Annotated in this window: 11 protein-coding genes; 9 read left to right on the forward strand and 2 right to left on the reverse strand. The window is 45.0% G+C overall.

Annotation, left to right across the window (positions count from 1 at the left end; genetic code table 11):
• Positions 1-31 precede the first annotated feature (31 nt).
• The 6 genes from FN124_RS24955 (at position 32) to gap (ending at position 10,300) form a co-directional block, all read left to right on the forward strand.
• A complete protein-coding gene (locus tag FN124_RS24955; protein ID WP_142687523.1) occupies positions 32-3,094 on the forward strand; it encodes a SusC/RagA family TonB-linked outer membrane protein in 3,063 nt (1,020 codons plus the stop codon).
• Positions 3,095-3,101: 7 nt separating this feature from the next.
• Positions 3,102-4,505 (forward strand): DUF5005 domain-containing protein, encoded by a 1,404-nt coding sequence (locus FN124_RS24960; RefSeq protein ID WP_142687524.1) that lies wholly within the window; start codon positions 3,102-3,104, stop codon positions 4,503-4,505.
• A 6-nt stretch (positions 4,506-4,511) separates the two neighbouring features.
• Complete coding sequence (locus tag FN124_RS24965; protein ID WP_142687525.1) at positions 4,512-7,415, forward strand: galactose-binding domain-containing protein; 2,904 nt, start codon at positions 4,512-4,514, stop codon at positions 7,413-7,415.
• Positions 7,416-7,562: 147 nt separating this feature from the next.
• The gene (locus tag FN124_RS24970; protein WP_142687526.1) at positions 7,563-8,552 is read left to right on the forward strand and encodes a redoxin domain-containing protein; all 990 of its coding nucleotides are present in this window, start codon (positions 7,563-7,565) and stop codon (positions 8,550-8,552) included.
• A gap of 188 nt (positions 8,553-8,740) precedes the next feature.
• The gene (locus FN124_RS24975) at positions 8,741-9,064 is read left to right on the forward strand and encodes a hypothetical protein (RefSeq protein WP_142687527.1); all 324 of its coding nucleotides are present in this window, start codon (positions 8,741-8,743) and stop codon (positions 9,062-9,064) included.
• Positions 9,065-9,301: 237 nt separating this feature from the next.
• Entirely contained in the window at positions 9,302-10,300 is a 999-nt protein-coding gene (gap, locus tag FN124_RS24980; protein ID WP_142687528.1) for a type I glyceraldehyde-3-phosphate dehydrogenase, read from the forward strand.
• A gap of 1 nt (position 10,301) precedes the next feature.
• On the opposite strand, the gene FN124_RS24985 is transcribed toward gap, so the two are convergent.
• Positions 10,302-11,285 (reverse strand): GlxA family transcriptional regulator, encoded by a 984-nt coding sequence (locus FN124_RS24985; RefSeq protein ID WP_142687529.1) that lies wholly within the window; start codon positions 11,283-11,285, stop codon positions 10,302-10,304.
• Between the two features lie 1,911 nt (positions 11,286-13,196).
• Positions 13,197-14,195, reverse strand: coding sequence for a terpene synthase family protein (locus tag FN124_RS24990; protein ID WP_142687530.1), 999 nt, complete (start codon positions 14,193-14,195; stop codon positions 13,197-13,199).
• Positions 14,196-14,372: 177 nt separating this feature from the next.
• On the opposite strand from FN124_RS24990, the gene FN124_RS24995 reads away from it, so the two are divergent.
• The 3 genes from FN124_RS24995 to FN124_RS25005 all read left to right on the forward strand — a co-directional run bounded on the left by FN124_RS24995 (position 14,373) and on the right by FN124_RS25005 (position 17,491).
• Positions 14,373-15,416, forward strand: a complete 1,044-nt coding sequence (locus FN124_RS24995) for a terpene synthase family protein (protein WP_142687531.1) — start codon at positions 14,373-14,375, stop codon at positions 15,414-15,416.
• Between the two features lie 182 nt (positions 15,417-15,598).
• Positions 15,599-16,570 (forward strand): polyprenyl synthetase family protein, encoded by a 972-nt coding sequence (locus FN124_RS25000; protein ID WP_142687532.1) that lies wholly within the window; start codon positions 15,599-15,601, stop codon positions 16,568-16,570.
• 144 nt (positions 16,571-16,714) lie between these two features.
• Positions 16,715-17,491, forward strand: coding sequence for an HlyD family secretion protein (locus FN124_RS25005; protein WP_142687533.1), 777 nt, complete (start codon positions 16,715-16,717; stop codon positions 17,489-17,491).
• Positions 17,492-18,083: the final 592 nt, after the last annotated feature.

Genomic DNA, 18,083 nt, shown 5'->3' on the forward strand with positions numbered 1-18,083 from the left:
TATCCCTTACAAGAAATTTAACTGACTGAAGATGAAAAATAGTATACTGTTTCTCCTGCTGCTGCTCACTGCACCGTTCCTCGCAACGGCCCAGCAAAGAATTGTAAGCGGTACGGTAAAAGATATGAACGGCGTACTGCCCGGCGCTTCCATTTCGGAAAAGGGCATGCCCGCAAACGGCGTGATAGCCGATGCCAACGGCCGGTTCAAACTCACGCTGAAAGGTACTTCCCATACGCTGATCGTAAAGCTCATCGGGTTTTCCGCCCGGGAAGTGGATGTGGCCGGCCGCGATGCTGTTGATGTAGTGCTGCAATCATCCACACAGGGCATCGATGAAGTGGTAGTGGTAGGTTTCAATACCGCCAAGCGTATTACCAGTACCGGTGCGGTAAGCGCCATCACCGGTTCGGAAATCCGGAACGTGCCTACTGCCAATGTGCAGAATGCGCTCATGGGAAAACTGCCGGGGTTCGTATCCCAGCAGCGTTCCGGCCAGCCAGGAAAGGATGCGTCCGACTTCTTCATCCGCGGGGTTAGCTCCCTGAACACAGATGGCAATAAGCCGCTGATCATTGTAGATGATATTGAATATTCCTACGACCAGTTACAACAGATCAACGTAAACGAGATTGAAAGTATTTCCATCCTGAAAGATGCGTCTACTACAGCGATCTATGGTATCAAAGGTGCAAATGGTGTACTGGTAGTGGCTACCCGTCGTGGTAAAGCAGGGCTCCCACAGGTGAATGTGCGCGTGGAGTCCGGCCAGCAATCGCCCGTTAAAACGCCGAAGTTCCTGAACTCCTATGATGCGGCCACGCTTGTAAATGAAGCGTACAAGAACGATGGTCTCGCGCCTAAGTTCACCGCGCAGGATCTTGAACTGTTTAAAAGCGGCGCCGATCCTTACGGTCATCCTGATATAAACTGGTATGATGCGGTATTCAAAAAGCATGCATACCAGGCCAATACCAACGTGGATGTTTCCGGTGGTACGGATGCCGTGAAGTATTTTATCTCCGGGGGTTTCCTTACGCAAAACGGGTTGGTGAAAGATTTTTCTGATCCCAGGAACGAGGTGAACACCAATTACTTTTTCCGCAGGTATAATTTCCGCTCCAACCTGGATATGCGCGCTACCAAAACGTTAACGATGAGGCTCAATCTCACTACCCGCTTCGGTGATATTAACCAGCCCAAATCGGCCAACGTGGTATCGGAAGTATATAATTTCGAAAAAATACATCCCTACTCTGCGCCGATGATGAACCCCAACGGCAGCTATGCCTATGCAGCAGATACAAAGGATGCGCTGCCAACGCTCAATGCAAGGCTGGCCAACGGCGGTTATAGCCGCACCAAAAGAACAGACTTTGATGTGCTGTATGATATAACGCAGCAGCTGGACTTCCTCACTAAGGGATTGTCGCTTACCGGCCGTATTGCATATGGTGGTATAGAACAATACGCGAGGAACCTGTTCCGCGAAGCGGAGCCGCCTTCTTACTATTACAACCCGGCAGACCAGTCGTATACCCTCGATCCGCGCGGCAACTACCGCCTGCAGAAGTACCGGGTTACAGGCAATACGGATCTCTACAGCCGGAATGTAAATACACAGGCTTTCCTCAGCTATAACCGTATTTTCGGTGATCATTCTTTTAACGGGCTGGCGCTGTATAACAGGCAAAGCTATACGTCGAAGGCAGATATCCCTGCTAATTTCAGGGGCTTCTCCTTTAAGGTGGGTTACAACTATAAGCAAAAGTACCTGCTCGATTTCAACGGCGCATACAACGGGTCCGACAGGTTCCAGGCAAAAAAGAGGAATGGTTTCTTCCCGGCTGTGGGCGCAGGCTGGAGCATTTCCGAAGAGCCCTTCTTTAAAAATAACATCTCCTTTGTAAGCCTGCTGAAAATACGCGGGTCATACGGTGTGGTAGGTTCCGATGTTACTTCAGGTAACCGTTACCTGTACCGCCAGGAGTATGTGAACGGCGGCGGTTACTCTTTTGGTGAAAATGATACGCAGAATGGTTCTATCTACGAAGGCGATCTCGGTAATATGGATGTTACCTGGGAGAAAGCAAAAAAAGCAGACATAGGGCTCGACGTAAATCTCTTTAAAGACAAACTATCTTTCACGGTAGATTATTTTCACGATATCCGCTTTGATCAACTGGTACGTAAAGGCTCTGTACCAAATATAATAGGTATCGGGTATAGTCCTACCAACGTGGCCAGAACCAGTAACCAGGGCTTCGACGGGCAGATTAACTACCGCAGTAATATCCGCCAGGTATTTTTTAATACCAGCCTCGTATTCCAGTATTTTAAAAATAAGGTATTGTTTAGAGATGAAGCACAGCCCGCCTATCCATGGCTGCGGCAAACAGGTCTTCCCATCGATCAGCCATTCGGATACACTTTTATCGGTTACTATACACCGGAAGATATCCAGAAGATCCAGGCCAATACACATGATAAACCCGCTACTCCGCTCAGTGAATATCCCATCCAGGCCGGTGACCTGAAATATAAGGATATCAATGGCGATGGGGTGATCGATAACAACGACCAGGGGCCTATTGGTAAACCCAACCTGGCCAGCACGGTACTGGGACTTACACTGGGCGCCAGTTATAAAGGCTTTAGCGTAAACCTCCTGTTCCAGGGATCGTTCGGGTATAGCTTCAGCGTGGTGGGCACCGGTATCGAAACTTTCCAGAGCCAGTTCCAACCTATACATCAGCAACGCTGGACGCCGGAAAATGCGGCGAATGCCCAGTTCCCGCGGCTTACCAGCAACCCTACCACTATCAACAGCGCACGCACATATATGTCGGATTTCTGGTTGATTGATGCACGTTACGTGCGACTGAAAACAGTGGACTTAGGCTACCAGCTGCCCAGCCGCTGGCTGCCTGCACGGATAAACAATGCCCGTCTTTACATGAGTGCATATAACCTGTTCACCTGGACCAACTACGATAAGTATCAGCAGGATCCTGAAGTGGCCAGTAACTCCGCAGGAGATGCATATATCAACCAGCGGGTGATCAACCTGGGTATTCAAATCGGCTTTAAATAATATCCTCATGAATAAACTGCTATTGCTGTTGATGACCAGCGGTATTTTCTCTTCCTGTATGAAAAACCCGCTCAATGGTTACAAGAGCCAGGAACGGGCCATTATTTCCTTCCGGTTGCCACAGGGCCAGTTAGGTGCATCAGAAATTGTAAACGGGACAGATTCCGCGACCGTTACCCTATGGGTGGAGGATGATGTAGACCTGAGTGCGGTCAGTCCGCTGGTAACCGTTTCCAAAAGCGCCACCGTGCTTCCTGCGCCGGGCGTGAAAGTGGATTTCGCGGCGAACGGTAACCGGTATACGTACCGCGTTACTTCCGAAGCAGGTATACAGAAATACTGGTATGTGCGCATCCTTAAAAAAGCAAACGAGGCTACCGGTCCGCGGTTGCAACTGCTACCTAACAATGGCCGTTGGGATCCGAACGTAACTGTATACAGCGACCTGGATTATAACGATTACCTTACCCGTTACCAGAACTGGAACGGCGGCGACGGATGCTATTCTGCCCTGCTGCCCGACGGCCGCATTGTATGGTCATTCCAGGACAGCTTTTTCGGGCAGGTGAGCACCGATCGTAACCGCACCAACAACGTGATGCGCCGCAATGCTGCACACCTGCAGCTGGATACGTCTCTACAGAGCTTCATCCAGCTGAACCCCGGCACCGGTAGCGCCAGTGAAACCTGGATCAAATATGGCAACGCCGCGGAAGACCAGGACTGGTACTGGCCAGGAGCCGGGCAGGTACATAATAATAAATTCCAGATGCTGCTGAGTCATGTCAGGAAAACAGGTAACGGCACCTGGGACTTTGCACATACAAGCACAGACCTCGCCATTTTCGATTTGCCCTCCATGCAGCTTAGCCAGATAATAAAAGATAAGGATGTGCTTAGCAACTACAGCGCAGGAAGTATGAAGGCGCCGGACGGCTATACATATATGTACAGCACGGAGAATGGTTTTCTTACTTCTTCCATGTATGTGGCCCGTGTAGCAGGACAGGACCTTACCGGCGCCTGGGAATATTATAACGGCAGCGGGTGGAGCAATACCCCCGTGAAGTATAATGTTTGCAATGATATCAGCCAGCCTAACGTATTTTATAAAGATGGAAAGTATTACCTGGTGTCGCAGCAGATCATTTTCGGGCTCGATATCTATATTCTTGAATCCAGTACGCCTGTTGGCCCCTGGACCAACAAGCGCACCATCTATCACATACCTGATCAATACACAGGAGATATGATCACCTACAACGCCTTTGTGCATCATGCGCTAAGCAGGCAGGGAGAACTGGTGATCTCTTATAACATTAATCCTACTGATTTTGCTACCAACTTTAACAGTCCTGGTAGTGCAGACAGGTACCGGCCGTATTTCGTACGGGTATTCAATTGGAAATAGTAAATCATGTTCAATAGCAAAGGAAAAAAATTGCTGGCCTTGTTGATGATAACCGGGCTGGCATTAAAAGCACAGGAAAAGACATTCAGCTTAAACAGCAGTAACACAGCCGTGCACTGGAAAATAAAAGCCGCATCGGAAGTGGGGCAGGAGCCAGGTATTTATATGCCCGGGTATAACGATAACAGTTGGGTAAACGGGGTAGTGCCGGGCACTGTATTCGGTGCGTTTGTTGAAGCGGGCCTGGAAAAAGATCCCAACTTTGGTGATAATATTTACCAGGTGGATAAGAAAAAATATGACCGCGATTTCTGGTATCGTGCCACGTTTACGCCTACACGTAATACTGCGGAAAAGCAGTGGCTGAATTTCGAAGGAGTGAACCGCAAAGCGGAAGTATACCTGAATGGCCGGCGTATAGGCGCGATGGATGGTTTTATGGACCGGGGTAAATTTGATGTAACGGATCTGTTGAGATATGATCAGCCTAATGTGCTCCTGTTACTGGTGCGCTGGCCGGGCACCCCTATTGTGAATTATTCCAGTCCAACTTATATTTCCAGCGCCAGCTGGGATTGGATGCCTTATGTGCCTGGTCTTAATATGGGGATTACAGACGATGTATATCTTAGCAGCTCCGGGCAGGTTACCATTGCTGATCCATGGATACGCACAGCTTTGGAGGATTCGTCGCGCGCAAAGCTAAGCATCAGCATGGACCTGGATAATCATTCCACCGCTGTGCAGGAAGGAGAAGTATCCGGTGTTATTCACCCCGGTAATATCCGTTTTTCTAAAAAAATAAAATTGCCGGCGGGGCAATCGGAACAGGTATCGTTTCACCCGGAAATAGCAGATCCGCAATTGTGGTGGCCGAATGGGTATGGCAGTCAGCCGTTGTATACCTGCCAGTTACAGTTTGTATCCGGTGGAGAAACTTCCGACAGTAAAAAGATAACTTTTGGCATAAAACAATATAGTTACGATACCCTTGGCGGTGTATTGCACATCAGCGTAAATGGTAAACGCATATTTATAAAAGGCGGTAACTGGGGTATGTCTGAATACATGCTGCGTTGCCGTGGCGAAGAATATAACACGAAGGTGCGCCTGCACAAGGAAATGAACTTTAACATGATCCGCAACTGGATAGGCAGTACTACGGACGAAGAGTTTTATGATGCCTGTGATAAATATGGTATGCTGGTGTGGGACGACTTCTGGCTGAACTCGCATCCCAACCTGCCTAAAGATGTTTTTGCCTTTAATAAGAACGCAGTGGAAAAGATCAAACGACTGCGCAACCATCCCAGCATAGCCGTATGGTGCGGCGATAATGAAGGCTATCCTTTACCGCCGCTGAATGGCTGGCTAAAGGAGAATGTAGCCACGTATGACGGCAACGACCGCCTTTACCAGGCTAATTCACATTCTGATGGGTTAACGGGCAGCGGCCCCTGGGCTAACTTTATGCCGGCCTGGTACTTCACAAAGTATCCCAATGGCTTTGGTGGAACACCCGGTTGGGGTATGCGTACTGAAATAGGTACCGCCGTTTTCACATCTTTCGAAAGCTTTAAAAAATTTATGCCGGACAGCAGCTGGTGGCCGCGTAATAAAATGTGGGATCTTCATTTTTTTGGCCCCTCGGCCGCTAATGCAGGCCCGGACAGGTACGACGATGCCATCAACAAAAGTTACGGGAAAGCTACCGGCATTGAAGACTATTGCCGCAAAGCGCAACTGGTAAATATAGAAACCAACAAGGCCCTATATGAAGGCTGGCTGCATCATATGTGGAACGATGCTTCCGGCGTAATGACCTGGATGAGCCAAAGCGCTTACCCGAGCCTGGTATGGCAAACCTATGATTATTACTACGACCTCACCGGTGCTTACTGGGGCGTTAAAAAGGCCTGCGAGCCATTGCATATTCAATGGAGCGCAGCAGATAATTCCGTAAAAGTGATCAACACCACGCGGGAACAGTATCAGGGCTTACAGGCAGAAGCGATTGTGTACAATATGGATGGAACACCGGCCCCAACATTCGGCAGGAAGGCAACCATTGATGCTGTTTCCAATACTGCCACACCCTGCTTTGATTTAAACTTCAATGTAGATAACCTGGCGTTTAAGAAACCAGCAGCGGCATCCTCTTCTTCGCCGGAAAGCGCTGGTGCAGGCGCCGTGGCGGATGGCAGTACCGGTTCAAGATGGAGCAGTAATTACACAGATAATGAATGGGTATACGTTGATCTGGGTACTGCGCAAAATATCAGCAGCGTGATGCTGCATTGGGAAGATGCATATGCCAGCGCCTATAACTTACAGGTATCTGATGATGCAAAGCAATGGCAGGATATATACACCACTGACGCTGGTAAAGGAGGCATTGAAACTATTACCGTTAAACCGGTGAAAGCACGGTATGTACGCATGCTCGGCCGCAGGCGCGCCACTTCATGGGGCTATTCCTTATTTGATATGGAAGTGTATGGCAAACGCAGCAGGTCTTTAACGGATGTGCAGTTTATCCGCTTGTTGCTGAAAGACGCCCGGGGAAAATTACAGTCGGAGAACTTCTACTGGAGAAGCAGCCGTATGACTGATTATACAGCGCTGGACAAGCTACCGCCTGTACAGCTGAAAACAGCTTCCATATTGGAACAGCATGGCGATAGTACCCTCATTATTGCTACTATCACCAATCCCGCTTCTGCTCCTGCATTTGCTGTGCATGTGCAACTGCTAAAAGCGGATAACAATGAGCGGGTGTTACCTGCAGTGATGAATGATAACTATTTTACATTGTTGAAAGGGGAGAAGAAGCGGGTAGAGATCACGTTTGAAAGAAAATTGTTGAAGGATGGAAAGTATAAGCTGGTGGTAACGCCTTATAATCATTAAGTACATTCTCAGCTATAAGGACGAATTGTTGAAAGCCTTTACCTGCCCGGGTAAAGGCTTTTTTTGTGGGTTGAGATATGTTGATTATGACATATGTTTTCTCAATCTACCATGCTTTCTTTAATTTAGCGGAAGAAAAGAAGCAATTTGATAAGCGGCAATTCGTATAGTGACCAGGAGCTGATTAGTCTGCTGAAGCGAGGTGATGTGGCTGCATTTGATCTGCTTTACACCCGTCATTGGCCTGGTATGTACCAGGCGGCCGCCATTGATGACGCGTGGGAATTCAAAGCAACCCGTAAGAATGAAATGGGAGCAGCATTTGCCGCTATGGGCTATCCGGGCTATTTAAGCAGTTATGCACAATTGCTGTTCAACGATAAAGAATACGATTCAGCACTGGTATACCTTAAACGTGCTGAACAAGCGGAAACGCCGGTAAGACCCCAGGTAAACGAAATGTATGCAAAGGTGCTCCTCGCGAAAGGTGATTATAATGGGGCATACACCCGCATGAGTGAAATTGCAGCACAGGGAAAACTGAACAGCAGTAACAAAGAATTGCTGGCCGCCGCTTATGCCAAAGTCCGCAACAACAATAACCTGGAAGGTTATATAGACTCACTGAAAAGTGGGTTGGATGTGAAAATGCGCGAGGAGTTTGCGAAGCAGATCATTACAGAACCGGCTCCCGGATTCACCTTGAAGGATGTAGATGGTAACACTGTGTCCCTGGCAGATTACAAAGGGAAAACAATTGTACTGGATTTCTGGGCCACCTGGTGCGGGCCATGTAAAGCATCATTCCCTGCCATGAAGAAAGCAATGGAAAAGTATAAGAGCGATCCTAATGTGAAATTCCTGTTTGTGCACACCTGGGAAAAAGAAACAGATGCAACCGCTAAGGCTAAGAAATTTGTTACAGGTAACAACTATCCGTTTGAAGTGCTGATGGATTTGAAAGATCCTGAAACCGGTGTGAATAAAGTGGTAGACAGCTATAAAGTAAAAGGCATTCCAACCAAGTTTGTGATTGATGGAAAAGGCAATATCAGGTTCCGTTTCACCGGATTTAGTGGTGGCGATGATGCAGCTGTGGCGGAGGTGTCGGCGATGATTACGCTGGCGAATCAGTAAGAGGGAGTTGTAGATTTTAAAAGGGTGTCTTCGTTTGGAGGCACCTTTTTTTGTTGTTTTTTATCTGAAGTTTTCCAGGTAGATTTTTTTTGATGAATTTTTCTCTTTTTTTGCTAAATTCATTAACACTATAAGTTAATCCAGTTCTACAGTTTCCTATTTCTGATCACTTAAATTACTCCTGTCAAATGGCGAAAAGTGAAATTACTGTTCTGGTTGTAGGGATATTGATGATCGTTATTGGTATGGCGTTCCGCATTTACGTCAGCAGAAATCGTTTTTACAGAAGAGGAGAAGGTGGATTACAACGCTTTAGTTCCTACCGGAAATCTGTAATCATTCCTGCTTTTGAAACAATGCTGAGAATAATAGGGACCTTATTGGTGATAGGCGGGCTTTCATTTTGTTTTGCTGTTTGGTATAATTCCCACGGAGTGAAGCGCAACAATTCCAAGAAGATTTCAGATACCACTGTTGTTACTGCAAAGAAATCTTCAAAGAAGTCCCGATAGGCTGAATTAAGCTATACTTTGGCTCCATAGGGAGCTCCTCCATTTGCAAAGAATATTACCTCTTATTCCATATTGGAATTGAAATATACGAGGCTGTTTTGTTTAGCTTAGCTATCAGAAATGGTTAAGTGATCCCAATGTCCGCTTTTTACCTGTTGTCATAAATTGAATGAAATTTGTCATTTCAGACAAACCGTACAAAAGCTACCTTTGTCATACAGTATAAAATCAAATAGTATGATAAAAGTTGCAATAAACGGATTCGGAAGAATCGGCAGAATGACATTCAGGAAACTGTTTGGTAATAACGAAGTGGAAGTAGTAGCTTTAAACGATTTAAGCACCCCTGAAATGCTCGCATATTTACTTAAATATGATTCCGTGCATGGCGTATTTCCCAATACCATAAGCAGCACAGAGAAATCACTGACGGTTGATGGAAAAGAGGTAGCGGTATATGCAGAAAGAAATCCTGAGAACCTGCCCTGGAAAGAACTGGGGATAGATGTGGTACTGGAATGTACGGGGATCTTTGAATCGAAAGACAAAGCAGCATTGCATTTAAGAGCGGGCGCTAAGAAAGTGATCATATCTGCACCTTCCGACAAGGATGTGAAAACGATTGTATACAATGTTAACCACCAGCTGCTGAATAAAGAAGATGTATTGATCAGCGCGGCATCATGCACTACCAACTGCCTGGCGCCTATGGCTAAAGTATTAAATGACCGTTTCGGCATTATTACCGGCCAGATGAATACCATTCACGCCTATACTAATTCACAGCCCCTGATGGATACACCTGATCCTAAAAATGGCTTCCGTAAATCGAGAGCAGCGGCCGACAGTATTGTTCCTTATACCACGGGTGCTGCCAAAGCCATAGGCCTGGTAATACCTGAGCTGAACGGAAAACTGGATGGCGCTTCCCAGCGTGTTCCCGTTCATTCAGGTTCAGTGGTGGAATTATATACTTTATTGGGTAAAACAACCAGTGAAAAAGAAATAAACGAGGTAATGAAAGGCGCAGCCAACGAATCGTACGGCTATAACGAAGATCCTATCGTTTCGCAGGATATAGTGGGAATGAGTTATGGTTCCTTGTTCGACGCTACTCAAACCAAAATTACGGGGATAGGGGATAAGCAACTGCTCAAAACCGTTTCCTGGTACGATAATGAAATGTCATTCGTTTCCCAGTTAACAAGGTTATTGATCAGCTTCGGCAATATATAAATCAGGCAAAGCTTTTCCGGTAGGCAGCCGGAGTGGTATTAAGGTGGCGGTTAAAAAGCCGCCTTAAGCCGTTGGCGTCGCCGGTTCCGCATTCTGCTGCTATTTCTTCGAGGCTTAAACGGGTTTCTTCCAGGCGGCGGCGAGCAGCTTCCACCCTGGCTTTTTCAACGAACTTGGCGGGCGTTACCCCCGCCTCCCGGTAAAACACCCGGGAAAAATTCCGGGCGCTCATGGAGGCCCTGGCTGCCAGTTGTTCAACAGATAGATCTTCGTCCAGGTGTTCCTGGATCCACTGTAAACTATCTTTTACTGGCCTGTAATCTGTTTTTTGCGTCATGAGGATATTGCTGAACTGCGACTGGTTGCCGGGCCGTTTCAGGTATAATACCAGGATCCTGGATACCTCAATGGCCACGTCCCTTCCCAGATCCTCTTCTACCAGCGCCAGTGTAAGATCAATGCCAGTGGATATCCCCGCAGAGGTGTAAATATTTCCCTGTTTGATATAGATGGGGTCTTTCTCTACCCTGACCAACGGAAATTTCTCGGCCAGTTTATCGTGCAGCTGCCAGTGAGTGGTGGCGCGCCTGCCATCCAGCAGCCCGGTTTCCGCCAGGATAAAAGCTCCTGCACAAATAGAGGCGATGCGGGTTTTGGGTTTGCTCTTATTGATTTTTTGAATCCATTTCAGTATATGGGCCGGTCCTCCCTTCCTGTATTCTCCCCTGCCGGCAATGATCACGGTATCTATCGGGTAGCGAATCCCTGAAATACCTCCTTCGCAAATGACAGGCATTCCGGATGAAGTAGGAACAGCCATCGTATTATCCATCGATACCAGGTGTGTAGTATAGCATTTATCTTTTGCCTTTCTGTGCCTTGTCATATAGTCGGAGGTTTTGGAAAAAACTTCCAATGGGCCCGCTACATCTAACAATGAGGTTTGCGGGGGGACGAGTATAACTATATGTCTTGTTTTATCCATGTTGGCTGGAAATGAATATTTTTGTAAAAATAAGACATTTTATTTTCAACTGAAAATCAGCATTTGACAGGACTTGGTAATTGCCGATAAAAGCTTATTGAAAGCTATGAAGTGAAGAACGAATTTTATAAAGAGAGAGAGGTTAGTAGTTCGGGAATAAGGGATAATAGGGACCATAATCCAACACTTAGCCATAGCTTTTCTTTAATAGGAGTAGCTGTAAAGAACAGGTTATGATATCCTGCGTGATATTACTTTCGTGTGCCCGTTCCAGTGATTTCAACTATAAGTAAAAAAGCATCGCTCTCGCAGTGCCTTTCAAAATTTAGAGTGTCCGCTTCAAAAGTGCAGGGAATGTGAATTCATTGGAACCGCTTTTTCACGCGGATTTTGTTTTGCAGCTTTATGAAGAGAATAATACCATAGCAATTATAATATAATATATTTATCGTATATATAATTTTAATAGTATTATACTTAGAAAAGCTGTAATTTGCTAAAACAACCGCTCACTACTTTTTTTATCGAAAATATAGCCACTGATGGTCAATTTTGCTGATGACCGGAATGTTTGAGCGCGTGTACTCACACATATAAATAAAATGATGACAAGCCCTAATACCTGCCTATTAATGCTTTTTTTTCAACTGACATCGATATAAATTGAATTGCATTAATTGGTGACCTCCAGTCTGCCGGGTTCTGAAAGGAACGGCCATAAAGGAGGAGGAATAACCGCGGCAGTGATTACCAGAGCGTGGATTTAAATGAACAAAGCACTGATGAGACCATCTGTGCTTTATAGCTAAAACCATATCTATTTTCATTTTTCTGTGCCATTAGCGAAATCGCTATTTATTCTATATTGTCCTAAAAGATTAAATAAGGGAGGACAGAGAATTCATGTCTTCCGGATCAAACCAGTTAAAATTGTTGCCTATGATCTGTCTATTTATGCTACTCATACATTAGATACATCGACATCATTTTTTTACCCAGTATGAATCAAAATTTATCTGTAATTAACAATTAAGTAATTAAAAAAGACCGGATGAAGAATTACCCCGACCGTTAGTTCAGCTATCGCCGCGTCTGTTGTTATGCAGACAAAACACGGAAATAGCTGGAATTTGTGGTATCAAATCCACAACTTTTCCCGGTTGATTAAGAATGCGGAGGCGGTAGCACCCCTTTTTGAGCTATCAGGCCGGTATCAAGCATTATCCCTTGTTCTTTTACCCACGTTATTTAACCTGGTTTTATTAAATTCGAATAGATAATAATTCGTTTATTTGCTAAAACGGGATAGTCATCCGACTATCCCGCATTTTTGTTTTCTCCATTGCTGAATTGAGCTTACCAGGGATGGCAGCATTGCTGCGAGCTACCTGATCTCATCGTTAACGCCTGAAAATTCGCTTCTGTAAGTTAATAGGACAACATTAACACCCATTGCTAACGCTGTTGTTACCATCACTGATAGCACCCGGAATGAACGGAGGCAAACATCGACGGATAAAGAGGGCTTCTTCTGCCTTAAGTTGGATACGGTTTCTACCTACCCAGGTAAAGGGCGGAGAGGACCGGCTATCTGCATGACAATGGAATAGCTGTCGATATCAGTGCACTGGATAGTAAGGACAGCGCATTTGTATTGGTGAAGCTGGAAATGGCTATTATTCTTAACGAAACACTACTGATCTCAAACATCAATCCAAACGACCTTGAGAATATTAGCGTTCTCAAAGACGTGGCGGCCGCTTACATATTGGAGCCCGCGCCGGGAACGGTTTTATTGTCATTACTGGAAGGGTGCTATAATGAAAGTTACATCATTCTTGAAGCCATGTTCTTCAAACATACGAACTCAAAAGAAAAAGGATCAAACATACTTTTGCTTAACAAATTGCGCTATTGATGGATCCATTTATGCTGCTTCAATGCGCTGACGGCGGGGAAACCGTCTGTACTATTATATCGCGGCAGGTTAAAGGAGATGGATTTCCAGCCGCTTAGGGTCATGCTTATATAGTGTACCCGGTTAACTACCGCATCCTGCCAATTGCCAAAATCCGGCAGAAACGACTGAAGATAAATAAATTCCCGCAGGTATTCGCTATGTATGCGCAGATTCTCCATACAGGCATCTTCGAGCGAAAGGTTGCGATTATGCTGAATTGCCTTTACCAAATTGTAATAGACGCCATCCGTGGCTTCATCTTTTGCTACAGACTGTACTTCATTAAAGCATACCATCATGCGGATAGCAAGGGACATGAGCCGTTGCATTACCGGGTGATGATGTATTTCATCGGGCAGTGGTTGCCCGGTCTCTATGTCCGCCAGCTCAAGGAAAGGACGAAGACAGAGCGAGCTTTCCCTGATGGCCAGGCAGTCTTCTACACTCGGAAAAGCCTTCCTTACCTTATAGATCATTTCCTGCTCAAGGCCTGTAAAATAACCGCTGAGGGCAGTCACAAAACGGTGTAATGATTCCGGGGTAAGCAGCGTTAACAATTCTGCCCTCAGCGAAGATAATAACCGGCCAAGTGGCAACCCGGAATCCTCTGCGGTTATCTCTCCTTTCAAAATAGCGACCGTATTTTTGTGCACCATGCTTATCTCTTCCGGCGTGGCTTCTTCGTACATGTCATCGTTATAGAGTGTCCATAGCATAAGCCGGCAAACAGGCTTTAACCGTTCATAGTTTGCAGTGGGAAACCATTGCGAAGCAATGTGCGCTGTTTTGGTTTTCTTATACTTTAATCTCGTGGATTCATCATCCTGGTATAGCCAGCGGTACTCATTGTCGATCCACTCATTCTCTGTCAGCTCCTGGAGCGCCTCAGCAAAGGGGTTCTTCAGCGTCGGGAACGGGTAGCGAAACATGGAAAGTATTTGTTGGCTCATAACCATGAAAATATTTAACAAGTCAAAAATAATGATGCGTAATGCGAAGCCTTCGCAGAGAAAAATATTCTTAACTATAAATCTGCCTGCATGTGAATTGCAGCCTGCTTAACTAATTTGGACAGGTGCCATTGGTGAACAAACAACGGATAGGAATTTTCACTAAATATTGAATACATGAAGAAGCAATTTAATGTACCCATGCCGGTATACCCCTGGTCAACCGCTCAAAGCCCTTTTGTCGGAAGTCTTTATGAAGAAGAAAGAAATTGGTATGATCAGGACTATCAATTTCTGTCACCAGAGGCGCTGGTAAGCTATCACAGGCACCGGTTGGTTGATGTTGGTGCTTTTATGGTGCCTACTGTTACCGACCGGAAAAAAGTAATCTCTGTGGCGCGTTTTGTAATTTATATGACAGTAACTGACGACTATGCAGAACTTTTACCGGTAAAGGAGATAGCGGCTTTCGGGGACCGGATATTTGAAGTGATGATGGGAGACGATCCCCGTCCGGGTGAAAAAGGAATATTTCGTCAAATACAAACGAACAGAAAAGAATGGATTGAGTTTGGGATGCCCGACTTCTGGATTGAACGGATCGCCAAAAATTATAAGCACCACTTTGTTATTGACGGGATCATGGGAGAATCGAAGTATAAGGCCAGTATGGAGGCTCCCCCAATGTCCCTCTTTCATCTGATCCGCGCCAACTCCATAGGCATGATACCATTTGTTGACCAGATATGTCCTTTGATTGGTTTTGCTTTACCTGACGATATTTATAATCATACCATTATCCAGCGTCTGGTCTTACTGCAGTCAATCATTGTTGCGCTTCAGAACGATTTTGCAACTATTGGGAAAGAGCTATCGATAGAATCAGAATTTCTTAACAGCATCATATTATTACAACGTCACCATAAAATATCTTTTGATGAAGCCTGTACAGAGGCAATGAGGGTCCATGACGAGTTTGTAGACGAATTTGTAACATTATCAAACCATCTGCCGGATTTTAGCCCCTACCAAAAACAGACAGAAGATTTTATTTACCACATAAAACAAATGATCAGCGGTTTAAATGATTGGTATTATAAAAGCGGAACGGGCAGATATGACCCCGGGGCATTTCCTGTGCCGCCAAATGGGAAAGGCGAGACGCTGGAAAGGGTAGAGATCAAGCATTTTCAGGCTAATCGGGAGGACAAGCTGAAATGATAGCCTGGTGCGTGTTGTACTGTTAAAAACGGCTGACGAAGCACCTCATTCTGTGCCTGGTTTGGGCCGGCGCACCCCTCTGATAAACCAGGCCGCCGGAGCACATGTGATGACGGGAAACGCCTGAACACAGGGGCTTTTGCCGTCTCATTTATTACCGGACTATTGATAAATAACAACATATGAATTCCCTCAATGACCTGATAGGACAGTATAACGCACGGTGCAGCCAGCTCAACTTTCCGGAGGAACCTCATAACCTCTATAGCGCCACCCGTTATTTTTTAGAAGGAGGTGGAAAAAGAATCCGGCCTGTATTATGTCTTTTGGGAAACGAGCTGTTTGGGGACATTCACCAGGATAGCTTTCATGCAGGCAACGCCATTGAATTATTTCATAATTGTTCTTTGGTACACGATGATATTATGGACCATTCTCCCTTACGGCGTGGCAAACCAACAATACATGTCAAATATAATATACCCACGGCAATACTGACAGGAGATGTTCTTTTGGTCAATGCTTTCCAACACATTAGTAATGTGCAGGAGCAATACAAACAGCAAATACATGCGCTATTCTCTGCAACCATACTTCAAATTTGCGAAGGACAGCAAATGGATGTTGATTTTGAAAAAATGGACCTGGACCAGATTAGCTTTCCGGGCTACCTGAAAATGATCATCCTTAAAACATCTGTTTTGCTGGCTGCCAGCATCAAAATAGGAGCAACCATTGGCGGAGCAGATCTACAGCAACAAGCCTATCTCTACGACTTTGGTAAAAATCTTGGTATTGCTTTTCAGATACAGGATGATTACCTGGACGCTTTTGGCGAACCGTCTGTAACCGGTAAGCAACCTGGTGGCGACATCCTGGAAAATAAGAAAACGGCATTATTGATTAAAGCCTGGGAAAGGAGTACTTCCGTACAAAAAAAAGAATTACTGAACGCCATGTCGAAAAATGAAGGCGAGAGAGTAGCAGCAGTATTAGAGATTTACAAAGACTGCAAAGTAGACGAATGGGCAACCGGCAAAGTTTCGCAATATACTGCAATGGCTTTCAATTGCCTGGATATGGTGGACGTACCATTCAAGCGGAAAGAAAACCTTCTTGCGCTCACCAATAAATTGCTGGTGCGCCAGTCCTGAGTAATTCAAAAAAAGCAACACATTTTATTATGTTTAGGTATGCCCATCCGGAAACAAATCCACCGCAGTGGCGGTGATGGCAGCAACTGTCACCAAACAGCTGCAAGTGAATTATCTGTTGGAGCCTATAATCTATAATTCTTTATGTTACAGTTGTTCCCCTCGGAGGCCGTGGAAAATAGTGTGGAAAGTTACCTGCCTGTCGTCAATACCCGCAGCCAAATTATCTATATAACTATTGTATGCTCAGTAATTGCAATTATCTTTTCGCTTCCATTTATTTACGTAGATGTCAGTGCCAGTGCCAATGGGCAAATTCAGGCTCGGGTTGAAAAACAAGACGTGATCATACCTGTAAATGGGTTTCTTACAAAAATTGACCTCAGAGAAAATATGCTTGTTAGAAAGGATAGTATAATTTGGACAATTGATGAGCGATCCGTTGACAAACAAGCGGATATTCACACCAATCGGCTGAGCGAATATCGAAATTATCTCGCAGATATTTCCCTTTTATTGGCAGGAGATGATAGCCCTAAAACCCCTTACTACAAAGCCTCTTTGCTGCAATATAAGGAAGCGATTTCGGAGGCGAAAACAAGAGTGAGCAAGTTTAAAATTGACATGGAAAGGAGTCAGCAGCTATTTCAAGAAAAAGTGATTGCCGCAAGTGAGTTTGAGAATATAAAGTTGAGCTATGATCAATCTGTTTCCAGTCTTAACATGGTGACCCAGAAGCAGAGGAATGTATGGGAAAGCGAAGCCTTAAACTACAAGGAGCAAATAAGAACCATTGAATCTAGTGCAGTACAACTGGTCGAAGAAAAAAGGCGTTATACAATTAAGGCCCCAATATCTGGCAATATTCAACAGTTACAGGGGGTTCAACTTGGTAGCTATGTTAGTGGAAGGTCTCAATGATTTGTTGGATTTACAATCCTGGAAGTTGATGGCCTTTAAGTCTTGAAAAATTAAACTAGTATAATGAAATTTAATTTGATAGGACCTAAATTGAGGAAAATTATTCATTACCGCGAAGCAAAAGTTTATTGAAATTTATACTTGTAAGTAGAATTAAATGGAAAAAATTTTAATTACATAAAATGTTAGAGGTAGCAGAAGATGATGGAGGGTTGTATCATAATATTTGTCCGGAGGAGTTCATTGTCTTGGTGAAAGAAGCCAAGGCGAGTGTCTGGGTTTAGTGACAAAATAAACCGTCATCATAATTTATGACTGCAATGAATATAAAAAAACATAATAAATATAATAGATGTAATAAATGTTAGCCCTATTAAAAGCGGAAAGCTTATTCGAGTATTACCTTTCATTGTTCACATAGTTGAATTCATCCAAATTTCGGTATTGATCTGTAGAACAGGCGCTTTGAGGCTGTCTATGGCTTTTTTAAGTTAGGCGACGCTGAGACTATCAGTGTTGAATTAGCTTCTAAGAAAGCTTATACAGCTGTCATGCTACAATGGCCACAAAAGTTTTATGGGGAAATACACAA

Origin of the sequence: Chitinophaga polysaccharea (genome assembly GCF_902150045.1) — a bacterium.
GTDB lineage: Bacteria > Bacteroidota > Bacteroidia > Chitinophagales > Chitinophagaceae > Chitinophaga > Chitinophaga polysaccharea_A.

Bases quoted from the DNA above. Each gene is read 5' to 3' on its own strand.
- FN124_RS24955 (WP_142687523.1), top strand. From the start codon at position 32: ATGAAAAATAGTATACTGTTTCTCCTGCTGCTGCTCACTGCACCGTTC.
- FN124_RS24960 (WP_142687524.1), top strand. From the start codon at position 3,102: ATGAATAAACTGCTATTGCTGTTGATGACCAGCGGTATTTTCTCTTCC.
- FN124_RS24965 (WP_142687525.1), top strand. From the start codon at position 4,512: ATGTTCAATAGCAAAGGAAAAAAATTGCTGGCCTTGTTGATGATAACC.
- FN124_RS24975 (WP_142687527.1), top strand. From the start codon at position 8,741: ATGGCGAAAAGTGAAATTACTGTTCTGGTTGTAGGGATATTGATGATC.
- gap (WP_142687528.1), top strand. From the start codon at position 9,302: ATGATAAAAGTTGCAATAAACGGATTCGGAAGAATCGGCAGAATGACA.
- FN124_RS24985 (WP_142687529.1), bottom strand. From the start codon at position 11,285: ATGGATAAAACAAGACATATAGTTATACTCGTCCCCCCGCAAACCTCA.
- FN124_RS24990 (WP_142687530.1), bottom strand. From the start codon at position 14,195: ATGAGCCAACAAATACTTTCCATGTTTCGCTACCCGTTCCCGACGCTG.
- FN124_RS24995 (WP_142687531.1), top strand. From the start codon at position 14,373: ATGAAGAAGCAATTTAATGTACCCATGCCGGTATACCCCTGGTCAACC.
- FN124_RS25000 (WP_142687532.1), top strand. From the start codon at position 15,599: ATGAATTCCCTCAATGACCTGATAGGACAGTATAACGCACGGTGCAGC.
- FN124_RS25005 (WP_142687533.1), top strand. From the start codon at position 16,715: ATGTTACAGTTGTTCCCCTCGGAGGCCGTGGAAAATAGTGTGGAAAGT.